At 44.4% G+C, this 12,436-nt stretch carries 14 protein-coding genes and 1 rRNA gene; 2 read left to right on the top strand and 13 right to left on the bottom strand.

The window, feature by feature from the left end:
* From BLV50_RS31880 to BLV50_RS31870, 3 genes are all read right to left on the bottom strand, one after another.
* A 16S ribosomal RNA gene (locus BLV50_RS31880) occupies positions 1–169 on the bottom strand; the annotation flags it as partial.
* A 544-nt stretch (positions 170–713) separates the two neighbouring features.
* The gene (locus BLV50_RS31875) at positions 714–944 is read right to left on the bottom strand and encodes a hypothetical protein (RefSeq protein WP_017692114.1); all 231 of its coding nucleotides are present in this window, start codon (positions 942–944) and stop codon (positions 714–716) included.
* A gap of 210 nt (positions 945–1,154) precedes the next feature.
* Positions 1,155–1,772: a stage II sporulation protein M gene (locus BLV50_RS31870; RefSeq protein WP_063567437.1), complete on the bottom strand. Its 618-nt coding sequence runs from the start codon at positions 1,770–1,772 to the stop codon at positions 1,155–1,157.
* Between the two features lie 121 nt (positions 1,773–1,893).
* On the opposite strand from BLV50_RS31870, the gene pdaB reads away from it, so the two are divergent.
* On the top strand, positions 1,894–2,670 hold the full coding sequence (gene pdaB, locus BLV50_RS31865; protein ID WP_063567436.1) for a polysaccharide deacetylase family sporulation protein PdaB: 777 nt from the start codon (positions 1,894–1,896) through the stop codon (positions 2,668–2,670).
* 140 nt (positions 2,671–2,810) lie between these two features.
* Here the strand turns inward: pdaB and BLV50_RS31860 are convergent, their stop codons facing one another.
* The gene (locus tag BLV50_RS31860; protein ID WP_063567435.1) at positions 2,811–3,440 is read right to left on the bottom strand and encodes a KinB-signaling pathway activation protein; all 630 of its coding nucleotides are present in this window, start codon (positions 3,438–3,440) and stop codon (positions 2,811–2,813) included.
* Between the two features lie 125 nt (positions 3,441–3,565).
* Between BLV50_RS31860 and gerD the strand changes: the two genes are divergently transcribed.
* Positions 3,566–4,327 (top strand): spore germination lipoprotein GerD, encoded by a 762-nt coding sequence (gene gerD, locus BLV50_RS31855; protein ID WP_090811998.1) that lies wholly within the window; start codon positions 3,566–3,568, stop codon positions 4,325–4,327.
* Positions 4,328–4,424: 97 nt separating this feature from the next.
* On the opposite strand, the gene BLV50_RS31850 is transcribed toward gerD, so the two are convergent.
* The 9 genes from BLV50_RS31850 to BLV50_RS31810 all read right to left on the bottom strand — a co-directional run bounded on the left by BLV50_RS31850 (position 4,425) and on the right by BLV50_RS31810 (position 12,380).
* A complete protein-coding gene (locus tag BLV50_RS31850; protein WP_090811995.1) occupies positions 4,425–5,525 on the bottom strand; it encodes an Mrp/NBP35 family ATP-binding protein in 1,101 nt (366 codons plus the stop codon).
* Positions 5,526–5,604: 79 nt separating this feature from the next.
* Complete coding sequence (gene cwlD / locus BLV50_RS31845; RefSeq protein WP_090811993.1) at positions 5,605–6,360, bottom strand: N-acetylmuramoyl-L-alanine amidase CwlD; 756 nt, start codon at positions 6,358–6,360, stop codon at positions 5,605–5,607.
* A gap of 68 nt (positions 6,361–6,428) precedes the next feature.
* Positions 6,429–7,598 carry a sulfate adenylyltransferase gene (gene sat / locus BLV50_RS31840; RefSeq protein WP_079697656.1) on the bottom strand — a complete coding sequence of 390 codons (1,170 nt, stop codon included), beginning with the start codon at positions 7,596–7,598 and terminating at the stop codon, positions 6,429–6,431.
* A gap of 85 nt (positions 7,599–7,683) precedes the next feature.
* On the bottom strand, positions 7,684–8,376 hold the full coding sequence (locus BLV50_RS31835) for a phosphoadenylyl-sulfate reductase (protein ID WP_063567430.1): 693 nt from the start codon (positions 8,374–8,376) through the stop codon (positions 7,684–7,686).
* A gap of 671 nt (positions 8,377–9,047) precedes the next feature.
* Positions 9,048–9,440 carry a 30S ribosomal protein S9 gene (gene rpsI, locus BLV50_RS31830; protein ID WP_024633563.1) on the bottom strand — a complete coding sequence of 131 codons (393 nt, stop codon included), beginning with the start codon at positions 9,438–9,440 and terminating at the stop codon, positions 9,048–9,050.
* Positions 9,441–9,459: 19 nt separating this feature from the next.
* A complete protein-coding gene (rplM, locus tag BLV50_RS31825; protein WP_064642097.1) occupies positions 9,460–9,897 on the bottom strand; it encodes a 50S ribosomal protein L13 in 438 nt (145 codons plus the stop codon).
* A 205-nt stretch (positions 9,898–10,102) separates the two neighbouring features.
* Complete coding sequence (gene truA / locus BLV50_RS31820) at positions 10,103–10,876, bottom strand: tRNA pseudouridine(38-40) synthase TruA (protein WP_017692103.1); 774 nt, start codon at positions 10,874–10,876, stop codon at positions 10,103–10,105.
* 159 nt (positions 10,877–11,035) lie between these two features.
* Positions 11,036–11,401, bottom strand: a complete 366-nt coding sequence (gene rplQ, locus BLV50_RS31815) for a 50S ribosomal protein L17 (RefSeq protein WP_017692102.1) — start codon at positions 11,399–11,401, stop codon at positions 11,036–11,038.
* A 34-nt stretch (positions 11,402–11,435) separates the two neighbouring features.
* A complete protein-coding gene (locus BLV50_RS31810) occupies positions 11,436–12,380 on the bottom strand; it encodes a DNA-directed RNA polymerase subunit alpha (RefSeq protein WP_017692101.1) in 945 nt (314 codons plus the stop codon).
* Positions 12,381–12,436 lie beyond the last annotated feature (56 nt).

The following is a 12,436-nucleotide window of genomic DNA, read 5'->3' as shown; positions in this document are numbered from 1 at the left end:
CTACCGTTTCCGGTAGTTGTCCCAAACTTGAGGGCAGGTTGCCTACGTGTTACTCACCCGTCCGCCGCTAACCATCCGAGAAGCAAGCTTCTCTTCAAGTCCGCTCGACTTGCATGTATTAGGCATGCCGCCAGCGTTCGTCCTGAGCCAGGATCAAACTCTCCAATAAAGATGAATTTCAGTAGCGTGGTAAAACGCTATGAAAATCATCTCAAGTATTTGAAAAGAGCGATAAGCTCATTTTGAAACTGACGAGATTAAAAATCTCATTTTTGCTTCGAAATCATACAGCCCGAAGACTTGTACCAATCTCTCAGCGTCGATCTTGCAAGCAAGATCGTTACTCACTCGTTGTTCAGTTTTCAAAGATCAAACATTCAATTTATTTCTATTTTCTTCGTCACCGTATTTTCAGCGGCGACTTTTATAATATATCATGTTTAAGTTTACTTTGCAAGCACTTTTTTTCGATTTATTTTCAATCGCTTTATTCCAGCGCTTGTTTCGGTTAACTTTTCCTTAAAAAAGGAACGAAAATTAATTTATCATATTGAACAAAAAAGGTCAACCCTTTTTCGACAAATTGTTTCATATCCCTTTTCAAAGCCGCCTATTCTACCTATTACTGATTCATGGTGTCTGAGGTACAGCGCTGGCTTTACGGGCCGCACCTCTCTTATATGGTGAACTTCAGCATCCCACTGACCACATCATTATGGCTTGGATTTTTTTAGTTTGCCGCCTCTAGCATATTTGGATAACTCTTTGGGTGGCGCAAAGCGCGCATACATACGGAACACAGTCTTGTAGCGACTCGCTATGGCGTATTTAATTTCTTGATCGAGACGGTTGTCACTTAAGTCGAACAGCATTTCATCAAGCTCTTTGCGCAATACATAATCCAGTTCCTTGCATTCCTTCTCGTTAAACAGCATACCCAGCATTAGAGTTCTCCTTTTTCTGCATATGGATAATGGCGTGTCCCAGTGTATGTCATATTCGAGCCCCTTTAATTCAGGCTATATATCGGACAGCGCCGGTTTTAGTAGCAAACCCAGGATCATCTTTATTTGTCCTTTGGTGGTTGCTACTGAAACCCGTTTTATTGTTATGGTCAACTTTCTGAAAATTTATGAATGTCATCCCATACAAATTTATCCTCGCACCAGGCTGTAGGTAAGTGTACTTTCAATAATCGCTGCAACAAGTAGCAAAATAACAATCCAGCAGGATGCAGTTACCGTTGTGCGCATAAACGCACTCCATTGGCTACCAATCGTATTTCGTTTCTTCCCGCCAAATTGACCAAGACTTTTGAGAGCTAATCCACCAAACCTTAAACCGAATGCACAAGCGATAATAATTACCGGAATTTCAATAATGCCATGTGGAAGAAGTCCTTTTACAACAATATCAAAGAAGCTGGCCCCATAGTTCATTGTGGTGTGTACCAGAAAACCGATAACCATGCCATTGATTAACAGGAAAACGACAGGCAGAATGCCAAAGAAGATACCGGCATAGATCACGAGTACACTTTTGATGGCGTTATTGAAAAAGATAAAGAGGAAGAAGTTCCATTGCACATTGTTCCCCTGCTCCAGCCGCTCACTAACCTCCCTTAGTCCCCCGATTTGATTCAACAATATATCCTCAAGTGTTCCTGTACTCACCCATCCCGTGCCTATTCCAACAACAAACAATACGATCGACCAGATTAATGCACCACGAATGGAACCTAAAGCTCTAAGAAATGTACTGAATTTTAACATAATATCCTCCTGTGGAACCAAGATGTTGGACAAACAAACGTCTGATACGAATAACTGCGAGGTACGAGCATACATTGGAGAGTAAACAAGCATTTCTTATGGGAGAGGGGCGCTTATTGAAATGAACTCGTTCTATGTATTTAGCGGCAAAAAGATCAAACGTTTCCTGATTGTGCTGGTTGCTGCCGTCTTTGCTATCGGGATTATTTATCTGGAGAGCGGCAATATTTCTGTATTCTCGGAGGATGCACCATCCGCCGTATACAGCGTTCCAACTGAGAAGAAGGTTATTGCACTCACCTTTGACATTAGCTGGGGAGATAAAAGGACAGAGCCTATTCTGAAGGTCCTCCAAGAAAATAAAGTTCAGAAGGCCACTTTCTTCTTGTCCTCCCCCTGGAGTAAGACACACCCCGAGATTGTAACAGCCATCAAAGACGCAGGATACGAAATCGGCAGCCATGGTCACAAGCATGATAATTACAGCAGCCTGACTGAAGAGGAAATCCGCAAGGAAATTTCGACAGCTCATAGCATTTTAACCGATTTAACGGGAAAAGAACCGAAATTGCTGCGTCTACCTAATGGCGACTTTGACAAACGTGTTCTCCAGGTTGCCAGCAGTCTGAATTATCAGGTTGTCCAATGGGACACCGATTCGCAGGATTGGAAGAACCCTGGTGTACAGACCATTGTTGATCGTGTAGTTAGCAAGGCGCATCCTGGTGACATTGTGCTGCTGCACGCTAGTGATTCCTCGAAACAAACGCATGAAGCATTACCCGTCATTATCGACAAGTTAAAAAATCAAGGGTATGAATTCGTGACGGTTTCTGAGCTGCTTAACCATTCAAGTGTCAAAGGTACGGAAGTTCGCGACCAAGCCAGTGCACAGTAAACGTTAATTAAAGCAGTATTGCTGAGGCAAACTGTATACTTCCCTTCTGTACTCCATGCCTTGTAAAAAGGCGCTGAAGCGCCATAAATGGAAAAGAGCTAACCAGGTTAGCTCTTTTTGGCGTTTTTTTAAGATAATCGCTACGCATGACTTTCTTGTACCTCGGTCTTTCCACTCACCCGCTGCTCCATGGACCCATCTACCAGCCTGTGCAATATCAGCATTTGGTATGCATTACAGATTAACAGTGGAACCACAATAAAGATGGTAGCCGCATTCACATCAATTCGCAGCACACCGATCGTTTCCACCACGGTAACAGCCACCATGAAAAAGAGTGTAGGCACCAGCGCCGAAATATGTGTCTTTTTCACCTTTACGTAAGCGGTAACAATTCCAGCTGCCAAAATAATGATTCCAAGCACAATATCGGATAGCCGTTCTCGTTCCCCACCAACAAACAAACGTAAAAACATGACATCAAGTAACGCCAAAACGGTTAGAACAATCTGTACAATTTGCCAACTGCGTTTCGAAAATACACCTTTGCCCATATAGTTCAATATCAAGTATGCGAAAAAACCCATTTGCGAATACACGCTAATCATAATACCGGAACCAAACAAGATCAGGAGATAAATTAAAAAATCGGTCATTCCATTCGTTTTTTCTCCATTAACCAACATCATAATTAGACCCGTCACTAATGATCCTGCAGCCCCTATAAGCAAAGCTGACCAAAATAGGAAAAACCATTTACGTAAATTCAAATGTTTTCCACCCCCGAGAGTTTATTTTACCAACCTTCACAGCAAAAAACCATCATCATTCAACATATTTAGCGGTTTCCCATCACATACTACATCCAGTATCTAATCAAGGAGGGGTTGTGCACATGAAACGGCCTTTGTGGCAGTTATGCTGTGTCGTACTTGGACTATCCGTCATGCTCGCCGGCTGTGGCTCAGATCAGAATTATTCGCCTCCTCAGGGCGGTTATAAAGAGATGAAAACGATGGTCGTGGATATTCTCAAAAGTGACGAAGGTAAAAAGGCGGTCGAGGAAGCTCTCACTGGACAAAGTTCTTCTGGTGGTGGCGAAGGCGGCGCTTCTGGCCAAAGTGGAGCTTCTGGCGGTGGATCTGGAACAGTGGGTATGAAAATGTTAATGCCTATGCAATCTTCAGAACAAATACGTATAGCTGTAAAAGATACCATCACGGCTCCTGAATACCGGAAGGAATTCGAGAAAATTATGACGGATCCACAGTTTGCAGGTGAATTCGCCAAAGTGATTAACTCCCAAAGCAAGCAACTGCATATGCAATTAATCAAAGATCCAACGTATCAAAAATCCATTGGGGATGTCATGAAATCTCCTGAAGTGTCCAAGATGTTCATGGATATGACCAAAACGCCCGAATATCGTAAACAAACGATGACCGTTATGCAGGAAGTCATGCAAAATCCTTTATTCCGGATGGAAGTGCTGACTTTGCTTAAAAAGGTAGTCCAGGATGAGTTGCAACCCAAAACAGAACAAGGCGGCAAACAGGAGGGCCAAAGCAAAGACGACAATGGGGATGGCGGAAGTGGCAGCAGTGACGGTAGTAGTGATGGTAACAGTGGTGGCGACGGAAGTAATGGAGGATCGTAAGTTGATCATACTTCAAAGTTAAAAGTTATCACATGTTGAAAAAAAGCCCACATCCATGGATGTGGGCCTTTTTATATATTTTACGTCATTAGAAAATTTAAAACTTGGCATCAACAGTTTGGGCAACCTCGTCGTAGATCGCACCGATGCTTGAATCCGCTTTATACACGGATGGTGAAAAATCCGGCTCCGAAATATGATTATCCGGCGCTCCCAGTGGAATCTGTGCAAGCAGCTCTGTATGAAGACTCTCGGCAAGAGTACCCCCACCGCCCCGGCCAAATACATAATCTTTCTCTCCGCATTTGCTACATTCATAATAAGCCATGTTCTCTACCACACCAAGCAGCTCATGTTCCGTCTGAATGGCCATGGCACCTGCACGTGCAGCTACAAAGGCAGCGGTTGCATGAGGTGTTGTAACGATGATTTCTTTGCTGTGAGGCAGCATCTGGTGTACGTCTAGTGCGACATCCCCCGTACCCGGAGGCAGATCAAGCAGCATATAATCCAACTCTCCCCAGTTTACATCGGTAAAGAATTGGCGCAACATCCGCCCCAACATAGGTCCACGCCAGATCACCGGGTTATTCTCTCGAATAAAGAATCCCATCGACATCACTTTTACGCCGAAACGCTCAACGGGTTGGATAACCCCGTCCTCAACGACTGGATATTCCTCAATGCCCATCATGTCAGGTACACTGAAGCCATATATATCTGCATCAATCAAGCCAACCTTCTTGCCTTGACGTGCCAGAGCTGCAGCCAAATTAACGGTTACCGTCGATTTGCCGACGCCGCCTTTACCACTAGCAACAGCAATAAAACGTACGCCGGATTCAGGACTTAACAACTCATGTCCGTCCAGCCCTGCTGCATGGCCTTTGACAAGCACTTCGTCCTCGTCTTCCTCATGATCCGCTTGTCCTATGTTCAGGCTCTCACGCTCATGCTCTGACGCTGCACGCAGACGAATATGTACATCATTCACTCCGTGTTGGGACAACAGGTTGCGCGCGGCATCGCTTAGAGCAGTTGTATCCTCTGTGCGGTTCTCCAGCGTCACCATAGTAAGAGCAACATGATCTTCTTTAACCATGACATCACGGACCCACTGCAGTTCAGTCAAACTTACGCCCAATTGCGGTTCCTGCAACGGCTGCAATAGTTCAAGTATCTGTTCTTTTGATAACATCAGACAGCACCTCAGCTTTATCTATTGGCATGTAATTAGGTATGCTGATTCAATTATATCATTACCATTCTCGTTGTGACTAACTTTTAGGACGTTCTCCTGACGAATAACGGAGAATCCCGTTGTAGATGGATGCAGCCACTTTACGCTGATAGGTTTCATCTGCAAGAAGACGCGCCTCTTCCGGGTGAGAAAGGAAACCCACCTCCACAAGTGCCGAGGGAATTTTTAACGCCTGGAGCAAATAAACGGTATTTACCGTTTTCGCGATTCGATCTGTATTTTCCAGATTACGAATCATTTCTTGCTGAAGAAGATTGGCTAATGCTGCATTATCGGGATGATTGGGTGTATAAAAAACTTGAGCGCCACTCCAGCGGTTCGAAGGTACACTGTTCATATGAATGCTGATAAAGAGATCTGCCTGCTTATCCTCGATTCTTCTTACTCTTTGTTTCAGATCCTCCGTCTTGCGTTTGGAGTACCCTTTGGTATCAGATGCAGCCAGATCGGTGTCTATTTCTCGGGTCATCACAACCAAGGCCCCTGCTTGCTGCAGATAATCTCGTACGTACAGCGCAATGGATAAATTGATATCTTTCTCAATGACTCCCTGCTTACTCACCGCTCCCCCATCTGGCCCACCATGTCCTGCATCAATAGCTATGACTTTTCCCGCTAATGGCAGCCCCCAGTAACCGGACATTTTGGAGGAGGGCAACTCATACGTCACCACCGCCACAAACATCGCAAGCAAACAAAGGCTTAACATGACCCTCTTCATGGTGCGTAACCTAATCCAGATCACAAAGTGCTTCCCCATATTTTTACGCATAAAAAAACCACCTCGTCCCTATAAATGACTCTAATCATCTATATGGGACAAGATGGACAAATATACCGTTAGGAGCGGACTTGCTCAGCCATTCCTTCAATCAGCACCTCAGCTACCTCTGGGCGCGTAAATTCAGGTGGAGGGCATTGGCCATCTCGTAGCAAGCCACGTACTTTCGTGCCAGACAGAGCCATGTGGTGTTCTTTATCATGCGGGCAGGTTTTGCTTGATGCCATGTTGCCACATTTGGTGCAGAAAAAACTATGTTCAAAGAACAAAGGCGTGATACCGAGTTCTTCCGGTGTGAAGTTAGTAAAAATCTCCTGCGCTTCATACGTTCCGTAGTAGTCACCCACACCTGCATGGTCGCGACCTACAATAAAGTGAGTACAACCATAATTTTTACGTACCATCGCGTGGAAAATGGCCTCTCTTGGACCAGCATACCGCATAGCTGCCGGAAATACGCCTAGAAACGCACGATCAGCCGGATAATAGTTCTCCAGCAAAACCAGATAACTTTTCATTCGTACATCGGCAGGCACGTCATCAGACTTTGTTTCGCCTACAAGCGGATTTAAGAACAGAGCGTCCACAATCTCCATTGCACTCTTCTGAATGTACTCATGGGCACGATGGACCGGATTACGCGTCTGAAAACCAACAACCGTCTTCCAGCCCTTATCCTGGAACGTTTTCCGTGTCTCAGCAGGATCATAATAGAACTGTTCGAACTTGGCCGGTTTGGGACGATTCAGCACTTGAATTGGACCTCCTACATACGTTGCAGGTCGTTCCAGCAGTTTCTTCACACCCGGGTGCTCTGGATCATCCGTCTTGAAGACACGACGTGCTTCTTCACCCTGATCTACTTTATATAAGCTCTTCACTTCCAGCAATCCATAGGTTACTCCGTCATTATCGCCAATAAGTGCCACAGTCTCACCGATCTGGAGTGATGCAGCCTGCTGCTCATCTACAGCTAAGGTAATGGGGATACTCCAGACTGTTCCGTCAGCAAGACGCATACGAGATATAACTGAAAGATAGTCTTCTTCATTCATGAAACCTTGAAGCGGTGAGAATGCACCCACACCAATGAGATCCAAATCCGAAATTGTCCAGCTGTTAATACGTAAAGAGGACAGTTTCTCACTCTCTCGTAATAATTGTTCCCGTTCTTCTCCTTGTACGACACGCTGTATCAGCGTACCTCCATGAGGCAGAATCGAAGTCATCTTGTCAGCTCCCTGTTTCACCATTTTTTATATCATCAAGAATGATTCTAGTGCATTATTATATCCATCACTTATTCTGAATAAATTATTTATGAAGACCACATTCCGTTTTTTCGTTCCCCGACCAGCGTCCCGCACGTGGATCTTCTCCAGGCATAACCTGACGTGTGCAATACTCACAACCGATACTCGGGTAATTTTGATCATGCAGCGGATTGTACACGACATTATTGACACGAATATAATCCCATACATCCTCTGTAGTCCAGTGTGCAATCGGGTTGAACTTCATAAGTCCAAACTTAGCATCATATTCGACCTTCTTGGAATTTGCACGTGTCGGTGCTTGATCTCTCCGAATACCGGTAATCCATGCATCATACTGGGATAGAATACGTGTCAGCGGCTCAACCTTCCGAATATTACAGCAAGCATTAGGATCCGACTTCCACAATTGTTCTCCATGTTGAGCTGCCTGCTCCTCCGGAGTAATTTTCGGAGCCACACGTACAAAATCAAGATTGTATTTCTCTTTCATTTTGTCACGAGTTTCGTATGTCTCCTTAAAATGAAAATCAGTATCTAGATAAAATATATCCGTGGATGGGCTGATCTTCTGAAGCATATCTACAAGTACAACATCCTCCGCACCGAAGCTGCATGCAAAAGTGATATTTGGAAACGTCTCAATAGCATAACGAATAATATCCTCTGGACTTGCGTTTTCCAATTCTTCAGCCTTCGTCCGTGCAAGTTCTTCTTTCTCCAACAAGTTCATGTCTGCATTTCCCCCATTCTGCATTTCAACAATCACTAAAGCCGACTAATCTAATATGAATTATGTATAGTATAAATCTTTCATGGGGGATGTCAATGCCTGCCATATGGTAAAAAACATCAGTTTTGGCCCATTTTTTTGTTGTTCGTTTTGAATATAATTTGGTGTTAATTATGCATTTAAACGATTTGTGGATAAAAGCATCCATGTGTAACGTCTTCGACTTTTATTTTATCCTTATCTCTTCGTCATTGAAATCCTTTGCCACTGCTGGGTTTATGGTGCCAATTTGATAAAACGATGTATAGAATAACTCTATAGAATCGAAGGAATATAGAAATACGAGAAGGATTTAATAATGAGATAAATGCGGGAATCCTATTCTTCAATTGTAAGGGACCTTTATCAAAACCATAAGAAAAACTGATGAAAATTGAGAATGAAAAATGAATGATTACAACCATTATGATGTTCCTAACCTGCAAATTTGATCTTTGTGCTATAGGAGGTTTGCGTTTACTGGAGTATTAGCTGGAGGAAGAAACTTTAACCGATACAGAGGAACCCGAAGCTACTTTGGTGCATCTTCTAAAGTAAAGAACATTTAATACACCTATTGGTCTGTAAATACAAAAAAGCCTTTGACCGAGGCCAAAGGCTTGTAATGCATATTAACGTTTGGAGAACTGAGGTGCGCGACGTGCGGCTTTGAGACCGTATTTTTTACGCTCTTTCATCCGTGGGTCACGAGTCAGGAATCCTGCTTTTTTCAGGGAAGCACGGTATTCCGGATCTGCTTTCAACAGAGCGCGGGAGATACCATGACGGATAGCGCCGGCTTGACCGGAGATTCCGCCACCATGAGCGATAACAAGAACATCATAGTTGCTGAGTGTTTCTGTCAGGTTCAGTGGTTGTTTTACGATCAGTTTGAGTGTTTCCAAACCGAAGTATTCATTAATATCACGTTTATTGATGACAATGCGTCCTTCACCCGGTACAAGGCGAACACGAGCTACCGAATGTTTACGACGACCTGTCCCATAGTATTGTACTTGTGCCATGAAACTGTCCTCCTTTTAATTAACCGCGAAGTTCATAAACTTCTGGTTTTTGTGCTGCATGTGGATGCTCAGTGCCTCTGTACGCTTTAAGTCTCAACTTCATTTTCTCGCCCATGCGAGTTTTAGGAAGCATACCGCGAACAGCCAATTCCAACATACGTTCCGGTTTGTTTTTAACCATCTCTTCAGCAGTAGTTACTTTCAAACCACCTGGGTGCATCGAGTGACGGTAGTATTTTTTACCTTGCATTTTTTTACCAGTCAATACAATTTTCTCTGCATTGATGATAACAACGAAATCGCCAGTGTCCACATGTGGAGTGAATTGTGGCTTATGTTTGCCGCGGATCAAAGCAGCTGCTTCGCTCGCCAAACGTCCGAGCGTTTTGCCATCGGCATCAATGATGTGCCATTGGCGCTCAACTTCGTTAGGCTTCGCCATGTACGTGGTACGCATGAAAAGTTCCTCCTTAAAATGTTCAACATCATTATATTCATTTATCTTCATTCATTAAGTGATAACTTTAGGTGTTGATGGATAGTTCTTTCGTTGTGACCCTCTTAATTGGGGCTGTGGGAAAGCCATTAAGAAAACACAACTTTTATATTACATGATAGGAGCTTAAATCGCAAGTGTTAATTAAGCATTTCATTTCGCAAATTTAATCTTTTTTGTATTCAAGGTCCCAGAGCATTAAACCGCAGCTAACTGCAGTAGGTCCTGCAGCAGATCGATTACATGCAGCAATCATATTTGGTACATCAGAGGCTTTCCGTTTGCCCTCTCCGATCTCCAGCAGTGTACCTACAATGATACGAACCATATGCTGCAAAAAGCCGTTACCACTCACATAAATGTGAATGACACCCTGATCGCGCGGATGGTCTCTGCACATTGATCGGTCCACTTCCATCCATGCTTCGTACACCGAACGGACATGATTCTCTTTCTGAGACTTGCGTGAAGCAAAAGAGGTAAAATCATACGTCCCTATGAAATGTCGTAAGCCCTCCTGCATTGCCATAATATCAAGCTTCGCATGATGATGATATTGCAGTCTTCTGTTGAATACATCCGGAAATTGATTCGCATTGACTGTATAACGATACGTTTTCTTTTTCGCTGCATAGCGAGAATGAAAATCAGCCGAAACTTCAATCGCATCAATAACGACAATATCGGAGGGTAATCTGGAGTTGAGTGCAATACACCAACGTTCAATCGGGATCTGGGACTCCGTAGGAAAATTGAAGATTTGTCTGCGGGCGTGAACACCTGCATCTGTTCGGCCTGAACCTGTAATTTTAACCTTCTCACCGGTTAAAGCACGAATCGCATCTTCAAGATGATCCTGAATGGTATTCCCACCCGGCTGTACTTGGAAGCCGAAATAGGCAGTGCCATCATAAGTTAACGTCATACATAAGTTCCGCATTATTACCACACCTTTGTTCCATACTATACATATCCCTATCCCGAACAGCAAAAGAAGCCCCTTACGGAGCTTCTATTACAGCACGAATTCCGAAATGAAGAGAAAAAAAGGGTTAATCCAGAATCGTTGATTCTGTCCCCTTTCCTCATCTCATCTGTTTTACGCGCGGTCTACCAGTTCCAAGTAAACCATTGGCGCTGCGTCACCACGACGAGGTCCCAGTTTCAAGATACGAGTGTATCCACCTGGACGCTCAGCGTAACGACCGGACAATTCGCTAAACAGTTTTTGGATTGCATCTTGCTCACCATCGATAGTTTCGCGGCGAACATAAGCTGCCACTTGGCGACGGGCATGAAGATCTCCCTTTTTCGCTTTAGTGATCAGTTTTTCAGCAATAGAACGAACCTCTTTTGCTTTCGCTTCAGTTGTCTGAATGCGTTCGTATAAGAACAGGTCGGTTACCAGGTCACGGAACAAAGCTTTACGTGCGCTGGAATTACGGCCCAACTTTTGGTATGCCATTGTTTTCCCTCCTTCACTTCAAGCACTCGGCTGTCTATTCTTCTGTACGGAGTCCCAAACCAAGTTCCTCAAGCTTCTCTTGAACTTCTTCCAAAGACTTGCGTCCGAGGTTACGGACTTTCATCATGTCTTCTTCTGTTTTTGTAGTCAGCTCTTGTACGGTATTAATACCGGCACGTTTGAGGCAGTTGTAGGAACGAACAGAGAGATCCAGCTCTTCGATCGTCATTTCGAGTACTTTTTCTTTTTTGTCTTCTTCTTTTTCGACCATAATCTCTGCATCTTTCGCTTCGTCTGTAAGACCCACGAAGAGCATCAGATGCTCGGTCAAAATTTTAGCGCCAAGGCTTACAGCCTCTTCAGGACGAATACTTCCGTCAGTCCAAACTTCCAACGTGAGCTTGTCATAGTTGGTTACTTGGCCGACACGCGTATTTTCCACAGCGTAGTTAACGCGGCTGATCGGGGTGAAGATGGAATCGACTGGGATGACGCCGATCGGCTGGTCATCGCGTTTATTCCGATCTGCCTGGACGTAGCCGCGACCGCGATTGGCAAAAATACGCATGTGAAGTCTCGAACCTGGTCCGAGCGTAGCAATGTGCAAATCCGGGTTAAGGATTTCCACATCGGAGTCAGCACGGATATCTCCAGCCGTAATTGCTCCTTCGCCTTCAGCATCAATCTCGAGCACTTTCTCCTCATCAGAATGAATTTTAAGCGACAAAGCTTTCAGGTTAAGAATGACCTCCGTAACATCTTCCATTACGCCAGGAACTGTAGCAAATTCATGCAGAACGCCATCGATTTGAACCGAAGACACTGCCGCACCCGGCAGTGACGAGAGCAAGATTCGGCGAAGCGAGTTTCCAAGCGTCGTACCGTATCCGCGCTCCAGCGGTTCTACTACGAATTTCCCATAGGTGCCATCATCGTTGACGTCTACCGTCTCAATTTTCGGCTTTTCGATTTCAATCACTGCAATACCCCTCCTTCAAAACGTCGGTCCTCTATGAAACATTTACCTTCTCTTGC

Origin of the sequence: Paenibacillus sp. 276b, assembly GCF_900107875.1 — a bacterium.
Lineage (GTDB): Bacteria > Bacillota > Bacilli > Paenibacillales > Paenibacillaceae > Paenibacillus > Paenibacillus marchantiae.
Note: the sequence above shows the minus strand (reverse complement) of the source record. Positions and strands in the feature narration are given on the sequence as shown.

Coding starts and splice junctions, on each gene's coding strand:
- BLV50_RS31850 (WP_090811995.1), bottom strand. CDS start 5,525: ATGTTATCAAAAGAACAGATACTTGAACTATTGCAGCCGTTGCAGGAA.
- BLV50_RS31835 (WP_063567430.1), bottom strand. CDS start 8,376: ATGAACTTGTTGGAGAAAGAAGAACTTGCACGGACGAAGGCTGAAGAA.
- rplM (WP_064642097.1), bottom strand. CDS start 9,897: ATGCGTACCACGTACATGGCGAAGCCTAACGAAGTTGAGCGCCAATGG.
- rplQ (WP_017692102.1), bottom strand. CDS start 11,401: ATGGCATACCAAAAGTTGGGCCGTAATTCCAGCGCACGTAAAGCTTTG.
- gerD (WP_090811998.1), top strand. CDS start 3,566: ATGAAACGGCCTTTGTGGCAGTTATGCTGTGTCGTACTTGGACTATCC.
- rpsI (WP_024633563.1), bottom strand. CDS start 9,440: ATGGCACAAGTACAATACTATGGGACAGGTCGTCGTAAACATTCGGTA.
- sat (WP_079697656.1), bottom strand. CDS start 7,598: ATGACTTCGATTCTGCCTCATGGAGGTACGCTGATACAGCGTGTCGTA.
- BLV50_RS31875 (WP_017692114.1), bottom strand. CDS start 944: ATGCTGGGTATGCTGTTTAACGAGAAGGAATGCAAGGAACTGGATTAT.
- cwlD (WP_090811993.1), bottom strand. CDS start 6,360: ATGCGTAAAAATATGGGGAAGCACTTTGTGATCTGGATTAGGTTACGC.
- BLV50_RS31870 (WP_063567437.1), bottom strand. CDS start 1,772: ATGTTAAAATTCAGTACATTTCTTAGAGCTTTAGGTTCCATTCGTGGT.
- pdaB (WP_063567436.1), top strand. CDS start 1,894: ATGAACTCGTTCTATGTATTTAGCGGCAAAAAGATCAAACGTTTCCTG.
- truA (WP_017692103.1), bottom strand. CDS start 10,876: ATGCGGAACTTATGTATGACGTTAACTTATGATGGCACTGCCTATTTC.